This window comes from Gemmatimonadota bacterium (assembly GCA_040388625.1).
Lineage (GTDB): Bacteria > Gemmatimonadota > Gemmatimonadetes > Gemmatimonadales > Gemmatimonadaceae > Fen-1247.
Map to the genome: position 1 here is coordinate 598,279 of JAZKBK010000006.1, position 14,583 is coordinate 612,861.

General features: G+C 62.6%; 13 protein-coding genes. 6 read left to right on the forward strand and 7 right to left on the reverse strand.

Annotated features, from left to right (window positions below; all coding sequences use genetic code 11):
- Positions 1-2: 2 nt before the first annotated feature.
- Complete coding sequence (gene menA / locus V4529_16000; protein ID MES2359841.1) at positions 3-1,604, reverse strand: 1,4-dihydroxy-2-naphthoate octaprenyltransferase; 1,602 nt, start codon at positions 1,602-1,604, stop codon at positions 3-5.
- Between the two features lie 181 nt (positions 1,605-1,785).
- Here menA and V4529_16005 point away from each other — a divergent pair, with 181 nt between their 5' ends.
- Entirely contained in the window at positions 1,786-2,526 is a 741-nt protein-coding gene (locus tag V4529_16005) for a MerR family transcriptional regulator (protein ID MES2359842.1), read from the forward strand.
- 229 nt (positions 2,527-2,755) lie between these two features.
- Here V4529_16005 and V4529_16010 read toward each other — a convergent pair whose 3' ends face one another.
- The 3 genes from V4529_16010 to nhaA all read right to left on the reverse strand — a co-directional run bounded on the left by V4529_16010 (position 2,756) and on the right by nhaA (position 5,917).
- Positions 2,756-3,223 (reverse strand): hypothetical protein, encoded by a 468-nt coding sequence (locus V4529_16010; GenBank protein MES2359843.1) that lies wholly within the window; start codon positions 3,221-3,223, stop codon positions 2,756-2,758.
- Between the two features lie 86 nt (positions 3,224-3,309).
- Positions 3,310-4,542, reverse strand: a complete 1,233-nt coding sequence (gene fabF / locus V4529_16015; GenBank protein ID MES2359844.1) for a beta-ketoacyl-ACP synthase II — start codon at positions 4,540-4,542, stop codon at positions 3,310-3,312.
- A 43-nt stretch (positions 4,543-4,585) separates the two neighbouring features.
- Positions 4,586-5,917 (reverse strand): Na+/H+ antiporter NhaA, encoded by a 1,332-nt coding sequence (gene nhaA / locus V4529_16020; protein ID MES2359845.1) that lies wholly within the window; start codon positions 5,915-5,917, stop codon positions 4,586-4,588.
- A 113-nt stretch (positions 5,918-6,030) separates the two neighbouring features.
- On the opposite strand from nhaA, the gene V4529_16025 reads away from it, so the two are divergent.
- Positions 6,031-6,957 carry an NAD(P)/FAD-dependent oxidoreductase gene (locus V4529_16025; GenBank protein ID MES2359846.1) on the forward strand — a complete coding sequence of 309 codons (927 nt, stop codon included), beginning with the start codon at positions 6,031-6,033 and terminating at the stop codon, positions 6,955-6,957.
- 45 nt (positions 6,958-7,002) lie between these two features.
- Here V4529_16025 and V4529_16030 read toward each other — a convergent pair whose 3' ends face one another.
- The 3 genes from V4529_16030 to V4529_16040 are packed head-to-tail and all read right to left on the reverse strand — an operon-like array spanning position 7,003 to position 9,064.
- The gene (locus tag V4529_16030; protein MES2359847.1) at positions 7,003-7,812 is read right to left on the reverse strand and encodes a PDZ domain-containing protein; all 810 of its coding nucleotides are present in this window, start codon (positions 7,810-7,812) and stop codon (positions 7,003-7,005) included.
- Positions 7,813-8,496 carry a hypothetical protein gene (locus tag V4529_16035; GenBank protein MES2359848.1) on the reverse strand — a complete coding sequence of 228 codons (684 nt, stop codon included), beginning with the start codon at positions 8,494-8,496 and terminating at the stop codon, positions 7,813-7,815.
- A complete protein-coding gene (locus V4529_16040; GenBank protein MES2359849.1) occupies positions 8,480-9,064 on the reverse strand; it encodes a sigma-70 family RNA polymerase sigma factor in 585 nt (194 codons plus the stop codon). The genes V4529_16035 and V4529_16040 overlap by 17 nt, the downstream gene beginning before the upstream one ends.
- A gap of 124 nt (positions 9,065-9,188) precedes the next feature.
- On the opposite strand from V4529_16040, the gene V4529_16045 reads away from it, so the two are divergent.
- The 4 genes from V4529_16045 to V4529_16060 all read left to right on the forward strand — a co-directional run bounded on the left by V4529_16045 (position 9,189) and on the right by V4529_16060 (position 14,577).
- Complete coding sequence (locus tag V4529_16045; GenBank protein ID MES2359850.1) at positions 9,189-10,667, forward strand: serine hydrolase; 1,479 nt, start codon at positions 9,189-9,191, stop codon at positions 10,665-10,667.
- A 64-nt stretch (positions 10,668-10,731) separates the two neighbouring features.
- Positions 10,732-11,025, forward strand: coding sequence for a metal-sulfur cluster assembly factor (locus V4529_16050; GenBank protein MES2359851.1), 294 nt, complete (start codon positions 10,732-10,734; stop codon positions 11,023-11,025).
- A gap of 345 nt (positions 11,026-11,370) precedes the next feature.
- Positions 11,371-12,582 carry a retropepsin-like aspartic protease gene (locus V4529_16055; protein ID MES2359852.1) on the forward strand — a complete coding sequence of 404 codons (1,212 nt, stop codon included), beginning with the start codon at positions 11,371-11,373 and terminating at the stop codon, positions 12,580-12,582.
- Between the two features lie 69 nt (positions 12,583-12,651).
- Positions 12,652-14,577: a M1 family metallopeptidase gene (locus V4529_16060; protein ID MES2359853.1), complete on the forward strand. Its 1,926-nt coding sequence runs from the start codon at positions 12,652-12,654 to the stop codon at positions 14,575-14,577.
- The last annotated feature ends 6 nt before the right edge of the window (positions 14,578-14,583 follow it).

A 14,583-nucleotide genomic window follows, 5' to 3' on the forward strand; every position in this document is an offset into this window, starting at 1 on the left:
GCCTAGCTCTTCGCTACCGCGTCCCTCACCCCGTAAAACGCACTCGCGAGCCTGCCGATCGAGTGGTTGTAGTACAGAATGAGCAGCACACCGAACGCGGCGACTACCAGCACCTCGGCGTTCATCCCGCCGCCGAGGCCGGCCCACACGAGACCGACAGCGAGAGCGAGAGCGCTGGCCAGATGTCCCACCACTGTGTACGCATTCGCCGGAACGAGCTCGACCGGATGGTCGAAGCTCCTGCGCGCGACCATCGTCGCCTTGGCGAACAGCGGGAATCCTGCGAGCCCGAGCAGCGCCAGCGGCGGCAGCGTGCCCGCAATCACGAACCCGATGAGCGTGAGTCCCGCAATCGCCGCGATCACGGGATACACACGACTCGCACGCAACAATCCGAGTCGCACGACCATCGTACGTTTTGATACCTCGTCGTCACTGGCTGCATCCTGGAACCCGTTGATGAACAGGATCAGCGCTACCAGTATCGAAACCGGGATCGAGGCAGCCAGCGCGAGCATCGGAATGCTTCCGACCTGGACGTACGTCGTACCGCACACGACTCCGACTCCAAATGCAAGCGCCACTGCAAGCTCGCCGAGTCCGCGGTTTGCGAGCCGGAAAGGCGCGCCGGTGTAGATGAAGCCGATCAACAGTCCAGCAAGCCCGAACAACAGCACGCCTGCGCGCCCGGCGATCGCGAAGTATGCACCGATCGCCGTACTCACCAGGCCGAACCCGAGCATCGCAACCAGCAGCTCGCCGCGCGTCGCGAGACCACGTTGCAACACTCGCGACCCGCCGGTGAAGCCCAGTATGGGGGTGCGGTTTCTGTCATCGGCCCCACTGAGCTGATCGTCCAGATCGTTCTTGATGTTGGTGCACGCTTGCAGTGCGACCGCTGCGATGAGCGTGAGAAGTGCCCATCCCCAGTTCACGGCGCCGGTCACTGCAAACGCCGCCGCAACTCCAACGACCACTGAGGCGGCGCTCGCCGTGAGTGTGGGCCAGCGCACGATCTCCTTCCATGTGCCGAGCCGGCGAGCCATCAGCGCGCGGTCACTCGGCCTGTCCGTGGCGTCGCTGCCAAAGTCGAGGATCGACGGTGGCCGTCCCGCGACGATCTCTCCGAACACGCGATGCTTCATGAAGCGCGGCGTGACTCGCACGAATGACAGAAGATCCGTCTGTCCGACCGAGTCGAGATAGCGCACGATCGACGAAGTTCGCATCGTGGCCTGCTTGGCGCGCTCGCGCTCCTCGGGGTCACGCACGATTTCCGCGCGCCCGGTCAGCTCCATCTCCCAGCTCGTGTGCTCTTCACCAGTTGGCGATTCGTGCAGCAGCAGCGCAACTTCCGGTCGCGTGCTCATCTCGCGAATCTTGGGATCGGTCTTCATCGAAGCCAGATACACGATGGGGCGCGCCGCTGGATCATCCGGCAGCCACGGGCCGGGGTGCATCATTCTGACGCGTACCTCCTCGCCCGCATGCGTGCCGACCGCAACGCGAGTCGCGGCGAGCAGAGCCGCGCGGATGCGGAGCTGTGATTCCTCTGTCGATGTCGGGGCCGGAGGCGCTGGAGCAGCCTGGGTGGTTTCGCTCATTCCTTGATGTGCTCGGTTCGTGGGGTGCCCGAGGTGGCTGGGCACTTCGTCCCTGTAGTCTAGCACGGTCCGGCGCGATCGGGCCATATAGTCAAAAATTGGCCCTTGCACCTGACGTTACGGTAGGGTTTAGACTGGCTGCGTGGCCACATTGGAACCGTTAAGAGCTGGGAGGAAGGCAATGAAGGAACCGCCATGGAAGGTCGGTGAGTTGGCCCGCAACACGGGCATGTCCGTTCGCGCCCTGCACCATTACGACGAGATCGGACTGCTGAGGCCATCGCTCCGGACCGCGGCTGGTCACCGGCTGTACGACCGGACCGACATCGAGCGGCTGCAACAGATCCACTCCCTGCGACTGATGGGGATATCGCTGGACGAGACGAAGCGACTGCTCGACGGGGCTGCCGCTTCTCCTCGGCAGGTAATCGACCTGCACCTGGCCAGGCTGCACGAGCAGATGGCCATGCAGAAACAGCTGGTCAGACGCCTGAAGGCGCTTGCCGATCATCTGGACACCGCGAAGCCTCTCTCACTCGAAGAGCTTTGCAAAACAATCGAGGAAATGATGCGAGTCGAGAAATACTTCACTCCCGAGCAGCTGGACGTGATGGAGCAGCGAAGAATCAGCGTCGGCGAGGAGCGTATGCACACCGTGCGCGACGACTGGAACGAGATTATTCCGAAAGTACGGGCGGCGATGGAGAACGGCACCGACCCCACGAGCCCCGAAATACTGGCGCTCGCGCGACGCTGGAAGGCACTCGTCGACGAATTCACCGGCGGCGATCCTGCAATCGCGAACGCCGTGAAGACGATGTACAACGACGACGGACCGGCGCTGCAGGAAAAGCTCGGAAATGTGCCGACGAAGGAGATGTTCGCTTACATCTGCAAGAGCATCGAGGCACTGAAGAGCTAGGAATACATTGCAGCACGGTCGCAGATAACAGCGATCGGACCTGCATAGTGCTGCAATCTCGCCACGCCGCCGGCACTGTCTCCGTGCAGCGGCGCTGGCGAGGTGTTACAACATGACGCTACCGGCTATCGTCAGCGAAATATTCGCTCGAGGCCGTTGCCGATGCCGGCGACATCGGCGCGCACGATATCCGACGCTGATTGCGTGCCGCACTCCACCTCACTGCGCCTCAGCGAACGACCACCCGAAAAGTTTCATGGCATGAGGTGCATGATCCGCTCACCCGCGCGAGATGGATCAGCACGGTATCCTTCAGCGCCGCTGGCCCGTGTGTCCTGCGAACGGCGACTGCGAGACTGTCAAAGCCGCCGTGCGTTCGCTCGGCAAGTTCCTTCCACTCGGGTGGAAGCAGTGCCTCGATTGCCGGGTCTGCAGCCGCTGCACTTCGGGCTGGCGCGATCGCGGCCAGCAGTGCGGTTGTGTCACCTTTCGCTGCAGCGTCCATCGCGCCACCTACCGCGCCGAGCATCTGGCGCATTTCGCGCAGAACTGCCTGCTGCGCATCAGCCGGCAGCGACACCGGCGTTCGTTTGTCAATTGACGCGACGGCCGGTCGTTCGCGTTGGCCGCGGTCGCATCCAAGTGACGCCATGGAGATGATGCCAGCAACCACTGACAGCCTGGATAGGTAGTTCACGTCGTCTCCTCATCGGGTGTGAGCCGCGCCCGACATCAGTGCGGGATACGTGCCTAGCGCGATGAATTGCAGCAACAACCTGGGTGTCAGGCACTTCGGAACGCCAGCACACCGTTTTGTCCACCGAACCCGAACGAGTTCGAGATCGCGGCGTCCACGCGCATCTCCCGAGCCGTGTTGGGTACCACGTCCAGCGGACACTCTTTGTCGGGCGTCTCGAAGTTGATCGTAGGCGGTACCACGCCGTGCTTTATTGTGAGCGCGGTGGCCGCGGCCTCGAGCGCACCCGCGGCGCCAAGGGTGTGACCAAGCATGGACTTGATGGAGCTGACTGCGGGTGGTGTGCGGAACGTGGTGAGAATCGCGCGCGACTCGGTGGCGTCATTGGCCCGGGTCGAGGTACCGTGTGCGTTGATGTACTGCACGTCCGACGCGTCCAGGCCAGCGTCGGAAAGTGCCATCGCCATGGCCGCCGCTGCCCATTTGCCGTCCGGGTCGGGCTGAGCCAGGCTGAACGCGTCGCTGGTCATGCCAAATCCTGCCAGCTCGGCGATCGGCTCGGCGCCGCGCGCGCGTGCGTGTTCGAGTGTCTCCAGGACCAGCACAGCCGCTCCTTCGCCCATCACGAATCCGTCGCGGTTGAGATCGAATGGACGGCTTGCATGCTCTGGATCGTCGTTGCGGAGCGACAGCGCTCCCATGGCGCTGTAGCCGTTCAGCACAAATGGTGTGATCGTGGATTCCACGCCGCCGGCCAGCATCACGTCTGCCTGTCCGGCGCGCAACACGGCGAGTGCCATGCCGATGGAATGGGCGCCCGTTGCGCACGCGGAGACGGCGGAGAAGTTGGGGCCGTTGATGCCGAGCGCGATGGCGACGTTGCTGGCCGGCATGTTGGGAATGACCATGGGCACGCAGAACGGGCTGATTGCCCTCGCGCCTCGATCGAGAAACCCCCGGTGCTGCTCCTCGAGTTCACCGTAGTCACCCGCCGCCGTCCCCACACAGCAACCCACGCGCAGCGGCTGCTCGTTGGCCAGATCGAGACCGGCATCCTTGACGGCGTCCATTGCCGCGCCCACTGCCATCTGGGAATTGCGGGCCATGCGCTTGGCCAGCTTGCGCGACAGGTAGGCCAGAGGATCGAAGTCTCGAACCTCCGACGCAATACGCGTGGCGTAAGGCGTAGCATCGAACGCCGTAATCGTGCGAACACCCGACACGCCGTTGGTCAGCGCCGACCAGAATCCCTGGCGCGACGATCCGATCGAGCTGATGACGCCAATTCCGGTGATCACGATCTTTTTGCGTGTAGTCATGCTCTATGATAGCTCGATGACGGGAACGACGGTCGCCCTCCACTCACACAGCATCGAGATCGGACGTACCGGACCGAGTCCGTCGAAGCACCATCCATCCGGCAAAACCAGCCAGCAACGAAGCAGTAAAAATCCCCAGCTTCGCCGCCGTGAGCAGCTCCTCCGATCCACCAAACGCGAGGCCCGCAATAAACAGCGACATTGTGAAGCCGATCCCGCCGAGCAACGCGACGCCGAACAACATGCGACGTGTGACGTCTGCAGGGACCGATGCGATCCCGCTACGCACCGACAGCCAGGTCGCGAGCGAGATTCCGATCGGCTTGCCAATGAAGAGGCCGGCGAGCACCCCGACTGCCACCGGGCTCGTAATGAGATGGCCGCTGCCACTCAAGGACACTCCGGCGTTCGCGAGCGCGAATACTGGCATGATTCCAAAATTGACAATTCCGCTCAATCCATGTTCCAGTCGCACGAGTGGCGCCTGCGCGTGGTCGGCCAACGTATTGAGCTGTTCGAGTGCAACCTGATGCGCGCGGCTCGACAGTACGGTGGCTTCCGGCTTGTGCGCATCGTGAAAGTCCGCGAGCGCATCGCGAGCACCCGCGAGGAACGCGCTCTCGTCGATACGGGTACGTGTCGGAATCGTGAACGCGAGCAGAACTCCCGCTACTGTCGCATGAACGCCCGAAAGCAGTACAGCTATCCAGAGTGCGAGCCCGATCAACGCGTACGCCCACGTCGCGCGAATCCCGACCGCATTGGCGACTATCGACAGCACCAACAGTGCAGCGGCCGCGACGAGCGCGCCCCACGATATCGTCGCGGTGTAGAACAGCGCGATGACGAGCACCGCGCCGAGATCATCAGCGATCGCGAGCGCTGAGAGAAACACCCGGAGCGAGGATGGAATCCTGTCGCCCAGGAGCGCGAGCACGCCGAGCGCGAACGCGATGTCGGTCGCCATCGGAATTCCCCAGCCGCGCGTGGCGTGCGTCGATACGTTGAACGCGACGAACAGCATCGCGGGAACGATCATGCCGCCGAGTGCTGCTGCCACCGGAAGTGCAGCCTGCCGCACCGACGCGAGCTCGCCAACGAGAATCTCGCGCTTGATCTCGAGCCCCACGAGAAAGAAGAAGACGGCCATGAGGCCATCGTTCACTACCTCGTGGAGTGTGAGAGTCGCATGCGTCGCGGCGACACCGATGGATATCTGTGTCTCCCAGAGCGCGTGGTATCCGTGCGCCCACGGGGAATTCGCCCATACGAGCGCAATTGCCGCGCAAACAAGCAGAACCAGCCCGCCCGCCGGCCCGGCCTGCATCATGCGACTCAGCGGAGTCGTTATGTGGTCAATGAGCGGCCGTTTCATGCCTACAGTCTAGCACCATTGATACGCAAAGGGAGGCCGCGACGGCAACAGCGCGATCGCCGGGCATCCGACTTGCGCCTGCACATCTTCACACGTTCACGAAGATCACATCGATGCCCGACTCTGCATATTCCGATACATTTGACGTCGCCATAATAGGCGGCGGGCCTGCAGGCCTCACCGCCGCTCTCTGGCTCGCTCGTTATCTCCACCGCGTGATCGTCATCGACGCGGGAGATCCGCGCAACTGGGAAACCCGCGGAATACACGGCTACCTCGGCTGCGAGGGAATCACGCCGAGCGAGTTGCGTGGGCGAGGTCGTGACGAGTGCCGGCAATTCGGCGTGACTCTGCTGGATGCAACAGCTTCGCGTGTCGATCGCGTGGACGACGATCTGTTCAGCGTGACGCTCGAGTCGGGGGGAACGCTGACCGCTGCACGACTGCTGCTTGCGATCGGAGTGCGCGACGTGTGGCCCGACATACCCGGACTCGACAGATGTTACGGCGATACCGCTCATGTCTGCCCCGACTGTGACGGTTACGAGTCACTGAACAGGAAGACAGTCGTCATAGCGAGCGGGCGCAAGGCCGCAGGACTCGCGCTCGCACTCACGACGTGGACGCGCGAGATCGTGATCTGCACCAATGGTGAGCCCGCAGACATGAGTGCGGAGATAATGAAGAAGCTCGACGCGCTCAACATCCCGATAATCGAAGCGCCGATCGAGCGCGTTCGGTCATCCGAAGGCGAGGCGCGCACGATAGAGCTCAGCGGCGGAATGTCACTCGACTGCGATCAGATATTCTTCTCCATCGGGCAGGAGCCGTCCGACGACATGGGCAATCAGCTGGGATGCGAGCGAGACGAGATCGGACGCGTCGTCACCGATCTGCACTTTCACACGTCAGTCCGAAACGTGTACGCGGCCGGTGACATAATTCACGGTCCGCAGCTCGCCATTGCCGCCGCGGGAATCGGTGCAGTCGCGGCGATCGCGATTCATCATTCACTGCTGCCGGAAGGTCGCAAGCTGTAGCAGCAGGTGCAACATCGTGCTGGCGTCGTACAACGACGTCGGCCGCTACCAGTGAATCGTGATCTTCTGAGTTCTGCCGCGACGGGTGACGTCGAGCGTCACGCTGCTGTCGGATGCGAGGCGCAACGCAGTCATTATTCCGAGCGGACTCTCGACCGGGATGGAATCGGCGCGTGTGATTACGTCGCCGGATTGCAGCCCCGCCTTCGCCGCATCAGATCCATTGCTTACGTCCACGACCAGCACGCCGAAATTGCGAACGTTGAGCGCGTGGGCGAGCCCCGCGTTCAGGCGGGCAAGATACGCACCGGCGAACGGCGTAGCCTCGCGATCGGAGGCGACCGGCGCGGCGATCGCTATCGGCCCCGACGGAACGCCGTACATGAGCGGCAGCGCTGCACCACTGGTCGAGCTGACCGTGATGCCCTCTCGATACACATTGCGCGCCGAACGCCTCGCGACCGTCAGCGTGAGCCTGCGAACTCCATTGCGCCGAACCTTGACAACGAGCTCGCGGCCCGCGACAAGAAAGGGGCGCATTGCGACCGGATCCGAGCTTGCGTCGACGTCGTTGTAGGCGAGAATCGTGTCGCCGGCGACCAGGCCTGCAGCCTGCGCCGGCGAGCCCGGCTCCACGGATGCAACAACCGGGTATCCGACCTTGACGGCGGAATCCTCGTTACCGCTGGCCTTCTGAATCACCGACAGTCCCACCCAACCCGACGGTGCCGCATCGTTCGACGCCGACTTCTGTGATGCTTTCTGCGGCGCTTTCTGCGATACTTTCTGCGCAGACGCTACAGTCGATACGGTAATCATGGCCGTCACGGCGGCAGCTACCAGGGCGCGGCGCATCTAGAAACTCGTCATTGTTGAGCCGACAGGCAGCGCGTTGCCTAGTTGCTGCAGCGTCGCTTCGCGCGCAGCCGACGCCGACAGGTAATACTGGTTGAGCAACGGATCACGTGGCGCATCCTTGATGGCGGCGAGCGATGCAGCCGTCATCTCGTCAAGTCCAGCGAGTCGATCGCGATACAGATCCGGCTCGGCGGTGATTCGCGGTTCCGTATCTGTCGCGGCGAGGAATGCAGCGGCGCGCTGATAGTCCGTCTGCGCACGCAGAAGTGTCCGGCGAGCATCGGCCTTGGATGAGAATTCCTTGCCTCCAATGCGGACCGACGTCCCGTGGCTCCCCGTGCTGTCGGATATGGCCAGCTGCATCTGGGTTATGAAATCCTGCCCGAACGTCATTCCGCGGCCTGCGACGACACCGACGCCGACAAGCGCGGCGCTGGCGGCAAGCCGCATCGTCCACCGTGCAGTGGTGCGAAACCAGCCGGATCCCGGTACGACCGGCTCTGCAACGTACTCGCGCTGCGCCGACTTCCGCGCAGTCGAGTCGTCATGGATCAACCCTTCCTGTCGCAAGGACATGGACAGAGAGCGCCACTCCGTCAACGGCGCCACGACGCGCGTCTGCTCGCGCGTTATGAGCGCGTCGAGCGCCTGTTCCGAAAGTTCCTTAGATGGGAGTGCCATGCTCTTGACCAACGCCAGCGGAGAATCCTTCAGCTAAATGCGCGAGTAGCCGGCGTAGCTTCGCGCGTGCCTTGAACAACTGAGACTTCGACCCACCTGTAGTGATACCCAACTCGCGTGCAATCTCCTCGTGCGTGTACCCTTCCACATCATGCAGAAGGAATACCGTCCTCGCACCGGGCGAGAGCTGGCGCACGGCCTGGTCTATCGACTCGGCCACGATCCCCCTCTCCGTTTCGGATTCCGGATTGTCCGGAGCTGTTGCGGTATCATCCTCGACATCGATCTCCACCTTTGCGATACGCCGTACCTTGCGTAGTGCGTTGAGCGTGCGATTTACGGCTATTCTGTGCGCCCACGTTCCGAACTGCGAATCACCACGATAGCTTGGAAGCGCACGGAAAATCTGAATCCACACTTCCTGGGCGACATCGGCTGCCAGATCGCGGTCGCCGCAAAGTCGCAGCACCACGGCATCTATGTGCGGGGCGTTCTCCATCCAGAGCTGACGGAGGGCTCTTTCATCTCCCTCCACCGCCCGCTGCACGATTGTCTGGTGCGTCGTCATCCAGTGTGTGCTTGTATTTGACTCAGGTTGTATCTCAAGGGTTGCCGGAATCGTCAAATATGACAAATTGGGCTTCCCCGCGTTCGGTTCTCACTCGTCGGTCTTCATGCTGTAGGTCTTTCTGATGCTGGCTGCTGCTCTTCTCTTTGCCCTCGCCGGAGGATCCGGCGCCGTCGCCCCCATCCCGCCCGCCCCCGATCCGGCCGGTGGCGTTGGCCTGCCAGTAGCCTCCCCAGCCTCGGTCGGCATGTCCGCCGAACGGCTCGAAGCCATTGACCGCGTAGTCGAACGAGGGATCCAAGCAGGTGGATACCCCGGTGCAGCCGTAATCGTCGGGCGAAAGGGCAAGGCCGTTCTCCAGCGCGGCTTCGGCCGACTCGCCTGGGACGAATCTAGTCCAGAAGTAAGCCCGACTTCCACCATATATGATCTGGCCTCCCTTACCAAGGTGATCGGAACGACCACCGCGATAATGGTTCTGTTCGACCAGGGCCGGATCTCGCTCGATGCCCCCGTCTCGCGCTACCTCCCCGAATTTACCGGCGGCGAGAAGGATTTAGTAACAATTAGACAATTATTGACCCACCGGTCGGGACTGCCGGCCGGCCGCGAGATCTTCAAGCTCACCCACGATCCGGTCGAGGCGAGAAAGCTGGTCCTCTCGACGCCGCTCATCGCGCACCCGGGACAGTACTACGAGTACTCCGACCTGGGCGCCGACGTGCTCGGCATGGTCGTCGAAGCAGTGTCGCAACAGCCGCTCGATGAATTCCTCGCCGATTACGTCTTCCACCCGCTGGGCATGTACCAGACGGAGTTCCGACCGGCGGACTCGCTCGACGCCCGCATCGCACCGACGGGTACGTCCGGCGGAGGCCGCAGAGCGCGCGGCGAGGTCAATGACGAGAATGCCTACGCGCTCGGCGGTGTGGCCGGCCACGCTGGACTGTTTTCCACTGCGGCTGACCTGTCCATATTCGCGCAGATGATGCTGAACGGCGGCACGTACAACGGAGTCCGGATCATCGCCGACTCCACCGTCCAGCTCTTCACCACCCGCGCTGCAGGCCACAGGGCACTCGGCTGGGACACCCCAACCGGCTCGTTCGGATCCGGAAACTACCTTTCCGAACGCTCGTACGGACATACCGGTTTCACGGGCACGTCACTCTGGATCGATCCGGATCGCGACATGTTCGTCATCCTGCTCACCAACAGGGTGTATGCGTCACGCTCGCCACACCCGGTGCGCGTAATTGCCGACGTGCGGTCCGATCTGAGCGATGCGGCGTCGCTGGCGGTCACCGATATGGGATCGGGCACACTCGTAATGCCCGCATCGTTCCGCGCAGACCGCGAGGTAGGGTGGCATGAGCGCGTGAGAGCCAAGCGCGGCGGACGGGCGCGCCACGCGAAGTCGTTATCTTCAATACATGGAAGCCGCACCAGCAGATCAGCTGCAAAACACGAGCGAAGCTCGAGCGCCAGGCACACCGCCAAGCGCAGCTCCAGCCACGTCTCCAAAAAGCCAGCAAAGTCAAAGCACGCAACCAGCTCCAAGTCCAAGCACACCAGCAGCAGCAAGTCAAAGCACAAACGCTGAGTCAGAGGCACCAGCCGCTCAACCAGCCGACGCTGCCGCGACATCGGAGCCGACCCGGGGCGTCGTGAGTGAGGATCAGGTGAAGCTGGGACTCCGGCGCGTGAAAGACCCGGATCTCCAGCTCAACATCGTGGATCTGGGCCTGGTTTATGGAGTCCGCGTGGACGGCGCGGTGGTATCGGTGGACATGACGCTCACCTCGCCGGGCTGCCCATCCGGCCCCGAAATCATGGGCGACGCCGAACGACAACTGCGCACGCTGCCGGGTGTCGAGGATGTGAAGATCAACCTGGTCTGGGCACCGTTCTGGTCGCCGGACAAGATCGAGCCAAGAGTCAGGGCGTATTTGGGATTGTAGCCGGCGACGCCACCCGGCGCGCCGAATTGGTGGTCCTGCATAGGGCGCGGATGCATCCGCGCCTGGCCCCTTCAGGCGCGATCGAATCCAACACACATCGCCCCATCCGTTCGTACACAATTCGTAAACCATAATTCAATGGCGCGGTTACGTCCCCGCGTGCATTATCTCCGCATGCGTTTGGACGGCTTCGGTTGGGCGCTATGCGGCTGCCTCTTGATGTCGTTCGGGTGCGCGCACAGGAGCCAGTCCGACCTCATCTCTGACACGGGTCCCGAGATCAGCGTCAGACGGATGCGAGTGGCGCAGCACGGCATCCCACCCGGCCCCACGTTCTGGAACTCCGTGAGTGAGCTCGACGTCACCGCCGCGCGCGCGCAGGCGAGCACGATGTCGGAGCGATTCTTCACCGACGCACTGAGCTCGCTGGTCGACGGCAACGTCGTTGGCGCGGAGGTTCTGTTTCATTCGCTGCTCGCCGATCCGGATCCGCTGGTGCGCGGGCGGGCGAGGATCGGACTCACCGTTTCGCTCAATGCGCAGGGCAAGTGGCAGGATCTCGCCGCGCTGCCACCGGAGATTCGAGCGGACGGCGACACTGTTGGCGACATGGTCGATCGCGCCGCGGTCGATTCATGGGCCGGCGTGTTGCGCGACGTACCGCCCGTCATCATCGACGCGCCAGTCGTGCCCGATGTTCTGCCAGTAATCGGCAGCAGCATCGGCACGCCCATCGTCAAGGTCTTCATCAACGGTCACGAGCGCTACTTCTGGGTCGACACCGGCGCCACCATGTCGCTGCTTGCGAGCGACGTTGCAGCGGAGTGCGGCGTTGTACCATTGACCAAGGACACGCTTGCAATTGCGGCTGCTCAGGGCCGCATCGACGCACGTCCAGCGATAGCGAGCGTCGTTCGGATCGGTAGAATCACAGTAAGGAACCTGCCAGTCGCGTTGCTCGAACCCTCAGCGCTGCGACTGGCCAAGCGACTCGCATACGGCCGCCTCGTCACCGTGAAGCTCGATGGCGTGATCGGGTCCGACGTGTTGCGCAGACTGAGTGTGGTGCTCGACATGGGGGCGGGCACGATGTCGCTCGCACGTCCAGCCACGCACGCACCCAGACGACGCTCGCTGATCTGGATTGGTTTTCCAGTGGTGCGTCTCCTTACGCGAGACGGCAAGCCCGTGCTGTTCGGCCTGGACACGGGCGCCGACTCGACGATAGTCACAGACGCGTGGATGGATAGAACGCCCGACCCCGGATTGTCACCAGCGAAGGGTCGCATCGACGCACTCGGCGCAACACACGCCAGCGATCTGCCCGTCCTGCGCAACGTTACCGTGGGCGATGGTGAATACGTTCTCCATCTGCGCAACGTTCCGATCGTGCAGGAGCGACGGCAGACATTCGTTGCGCTGGATGGTGTACTTGGCTCCGACGTACTGGCGCATGCCACGCTGCGCATGGACATTACCAACGGAATGTTTTCCATCCGGGCACCAGGCACGGGGCCGCTGCCGAACGACACCGCGTTCGTGAAAGTGCGCAAGTGATCGTGACGCCGTGCGTCTACTGCCGAATCGCCCGTATATTCAGCAGGTAGCTCTACAGCAACCACTCCCATGACCAGATACTTCACAGCACCACTCGCAGCGGTGATATTGGCTGTCGCGACATCCGCCGGCGCGCAGCGCACAACGCAGCCCACGAGGCCCACGCTGCCGGAGCGAGCTGTGCGGCGCGACATCCCGCTGCAACCCGGGATTCGCCGAGCCTTTGCGCAGGGAACCCGGGATTCGACCGGCGCTCCCGGCCGGAATTACTGGCAGCAGACCGTGGACTACCGCATCGACGCGACGCTGGACGCACCAGCGGGAGTGCTGCACGGATCCGAGACCGTGACATTGCACAACACGACGCCGAACACGCTCGACAGAATCGTGTTGCGATTGTATCAGAACTATTTCAAGGCGACCGTACAGCGCAACGATTACGTCACCGACATCACCGATGGCGTTGTGATGGAGAAGCTGATTGTCAATGGTACGCCCGTGTCGCTGACCGACGACGCGCACTACAAGGTGAATGGCACCGTTGCGGCTGTCACGCCGGCTGCACCGATCGCACCTGGTGCGACAGCGACGATCGAGGCGACTTGGCACTTCGCAGTACCGCGCGTCGACACACTTGCGCGCGGCGAGCGCATGGGCCGCTTCGGTGATTATCTGTATCAGGTTGCGCAGTGGTATCCGCAGGTCGCGATGTACGACGACATGCGGGGCTGGGATACCGATCAGTACATGGGAATCGGAGAGTTCTACAACCAGTTCGGCAGCTTCGATGTGCACATCACAGTTCCGGGCGGATGGCTGGTGGGTGCGACGGGTGATCTGCAGAACCCTACGGAAGTATTATCGCAGCGCACGCGCGACCGTCTTGCGCTCGCGATGCGCGTCGACACAACGGTTCACGTGGTGACTGCCGCCGAGCGTGGTGCGAGCGCGACGATGCCGGGCGCAACACTTACATGGCACTTCAACGCCCCTCACGTCAACGACTTTGCATTTGCCACGTCACGGGATTATGTGTACGACGCGACGCACGCCAGCATACCGGGCAGGAGCGCAATTCCCGTAAACGTACTGTATCTTCCGCAACACACCGCGTACGCTACCAACAACACGGCGCAGTACGGGCGATTCGCGCTGGAGCATCATTCGCGTTACGTATTTCCGTACGAGTTCTCGCAGGGGACGATCGCGGACGGGCCGGAGACCGGGATGGAATATCCGATGATCATCTTCAATGGCCCCGGGCTCGGCGTAACCGTGCATGAGTTTGGACACGAATGGTTCCCGATGACCGTCGGCTCGGATGAGACGCGCTACGGCTGGATGGACGAAGGATTCAACGAGTACATCGACGCGGCCGCGACGGCTGATTTCGAGCACAAACCGGAAGTAATGGCCGCGAGCGCCGAGTCGTATCGACGCGTCGCCGGCTCCGAGCTGGAAGCACCGATGATGTGGCCCACCGACTTCGTGGGCCCGAACGCGACGATGACGACATACGTCAAGGCGCCCGTCGTGTTCTACGCACTGGGCGGAGTCGTTGGCGACTCCGCGGCGCATGCCGCGTTTGTCGATTACGCGAAGGAGTGGCGCTTCAAACATCCCTCGCCGTACGACTTTTTCATGTCGATGAATAGATCGCTGGGCCGCAACCTCGACTGGTTCTGGTATCAGTGGTTCTTCACGACATATACGGTCGATCAGTCAATCGAGTCCGTGGCCAGACGCGGAACCAACGAGATCGTCACGATAGACGATCGGGGCGATATGGCGATGCCCATCATCCTGCGCGTGGATTACACGAACGGAACCTCCGACACCGTGATTCAGAAGGCATCCGTCTGGTTCGCCGGCACCCGTCACGTTGCGATGACGATTCCGTTGCGCGGGAAGACTGTAAGAACCGTGACGCTGGATCCTGACAACCGCTTTCAGGACCTGGACAGGACCAACAACGTCTGGAAGGGCACTCAGTAGACGCCT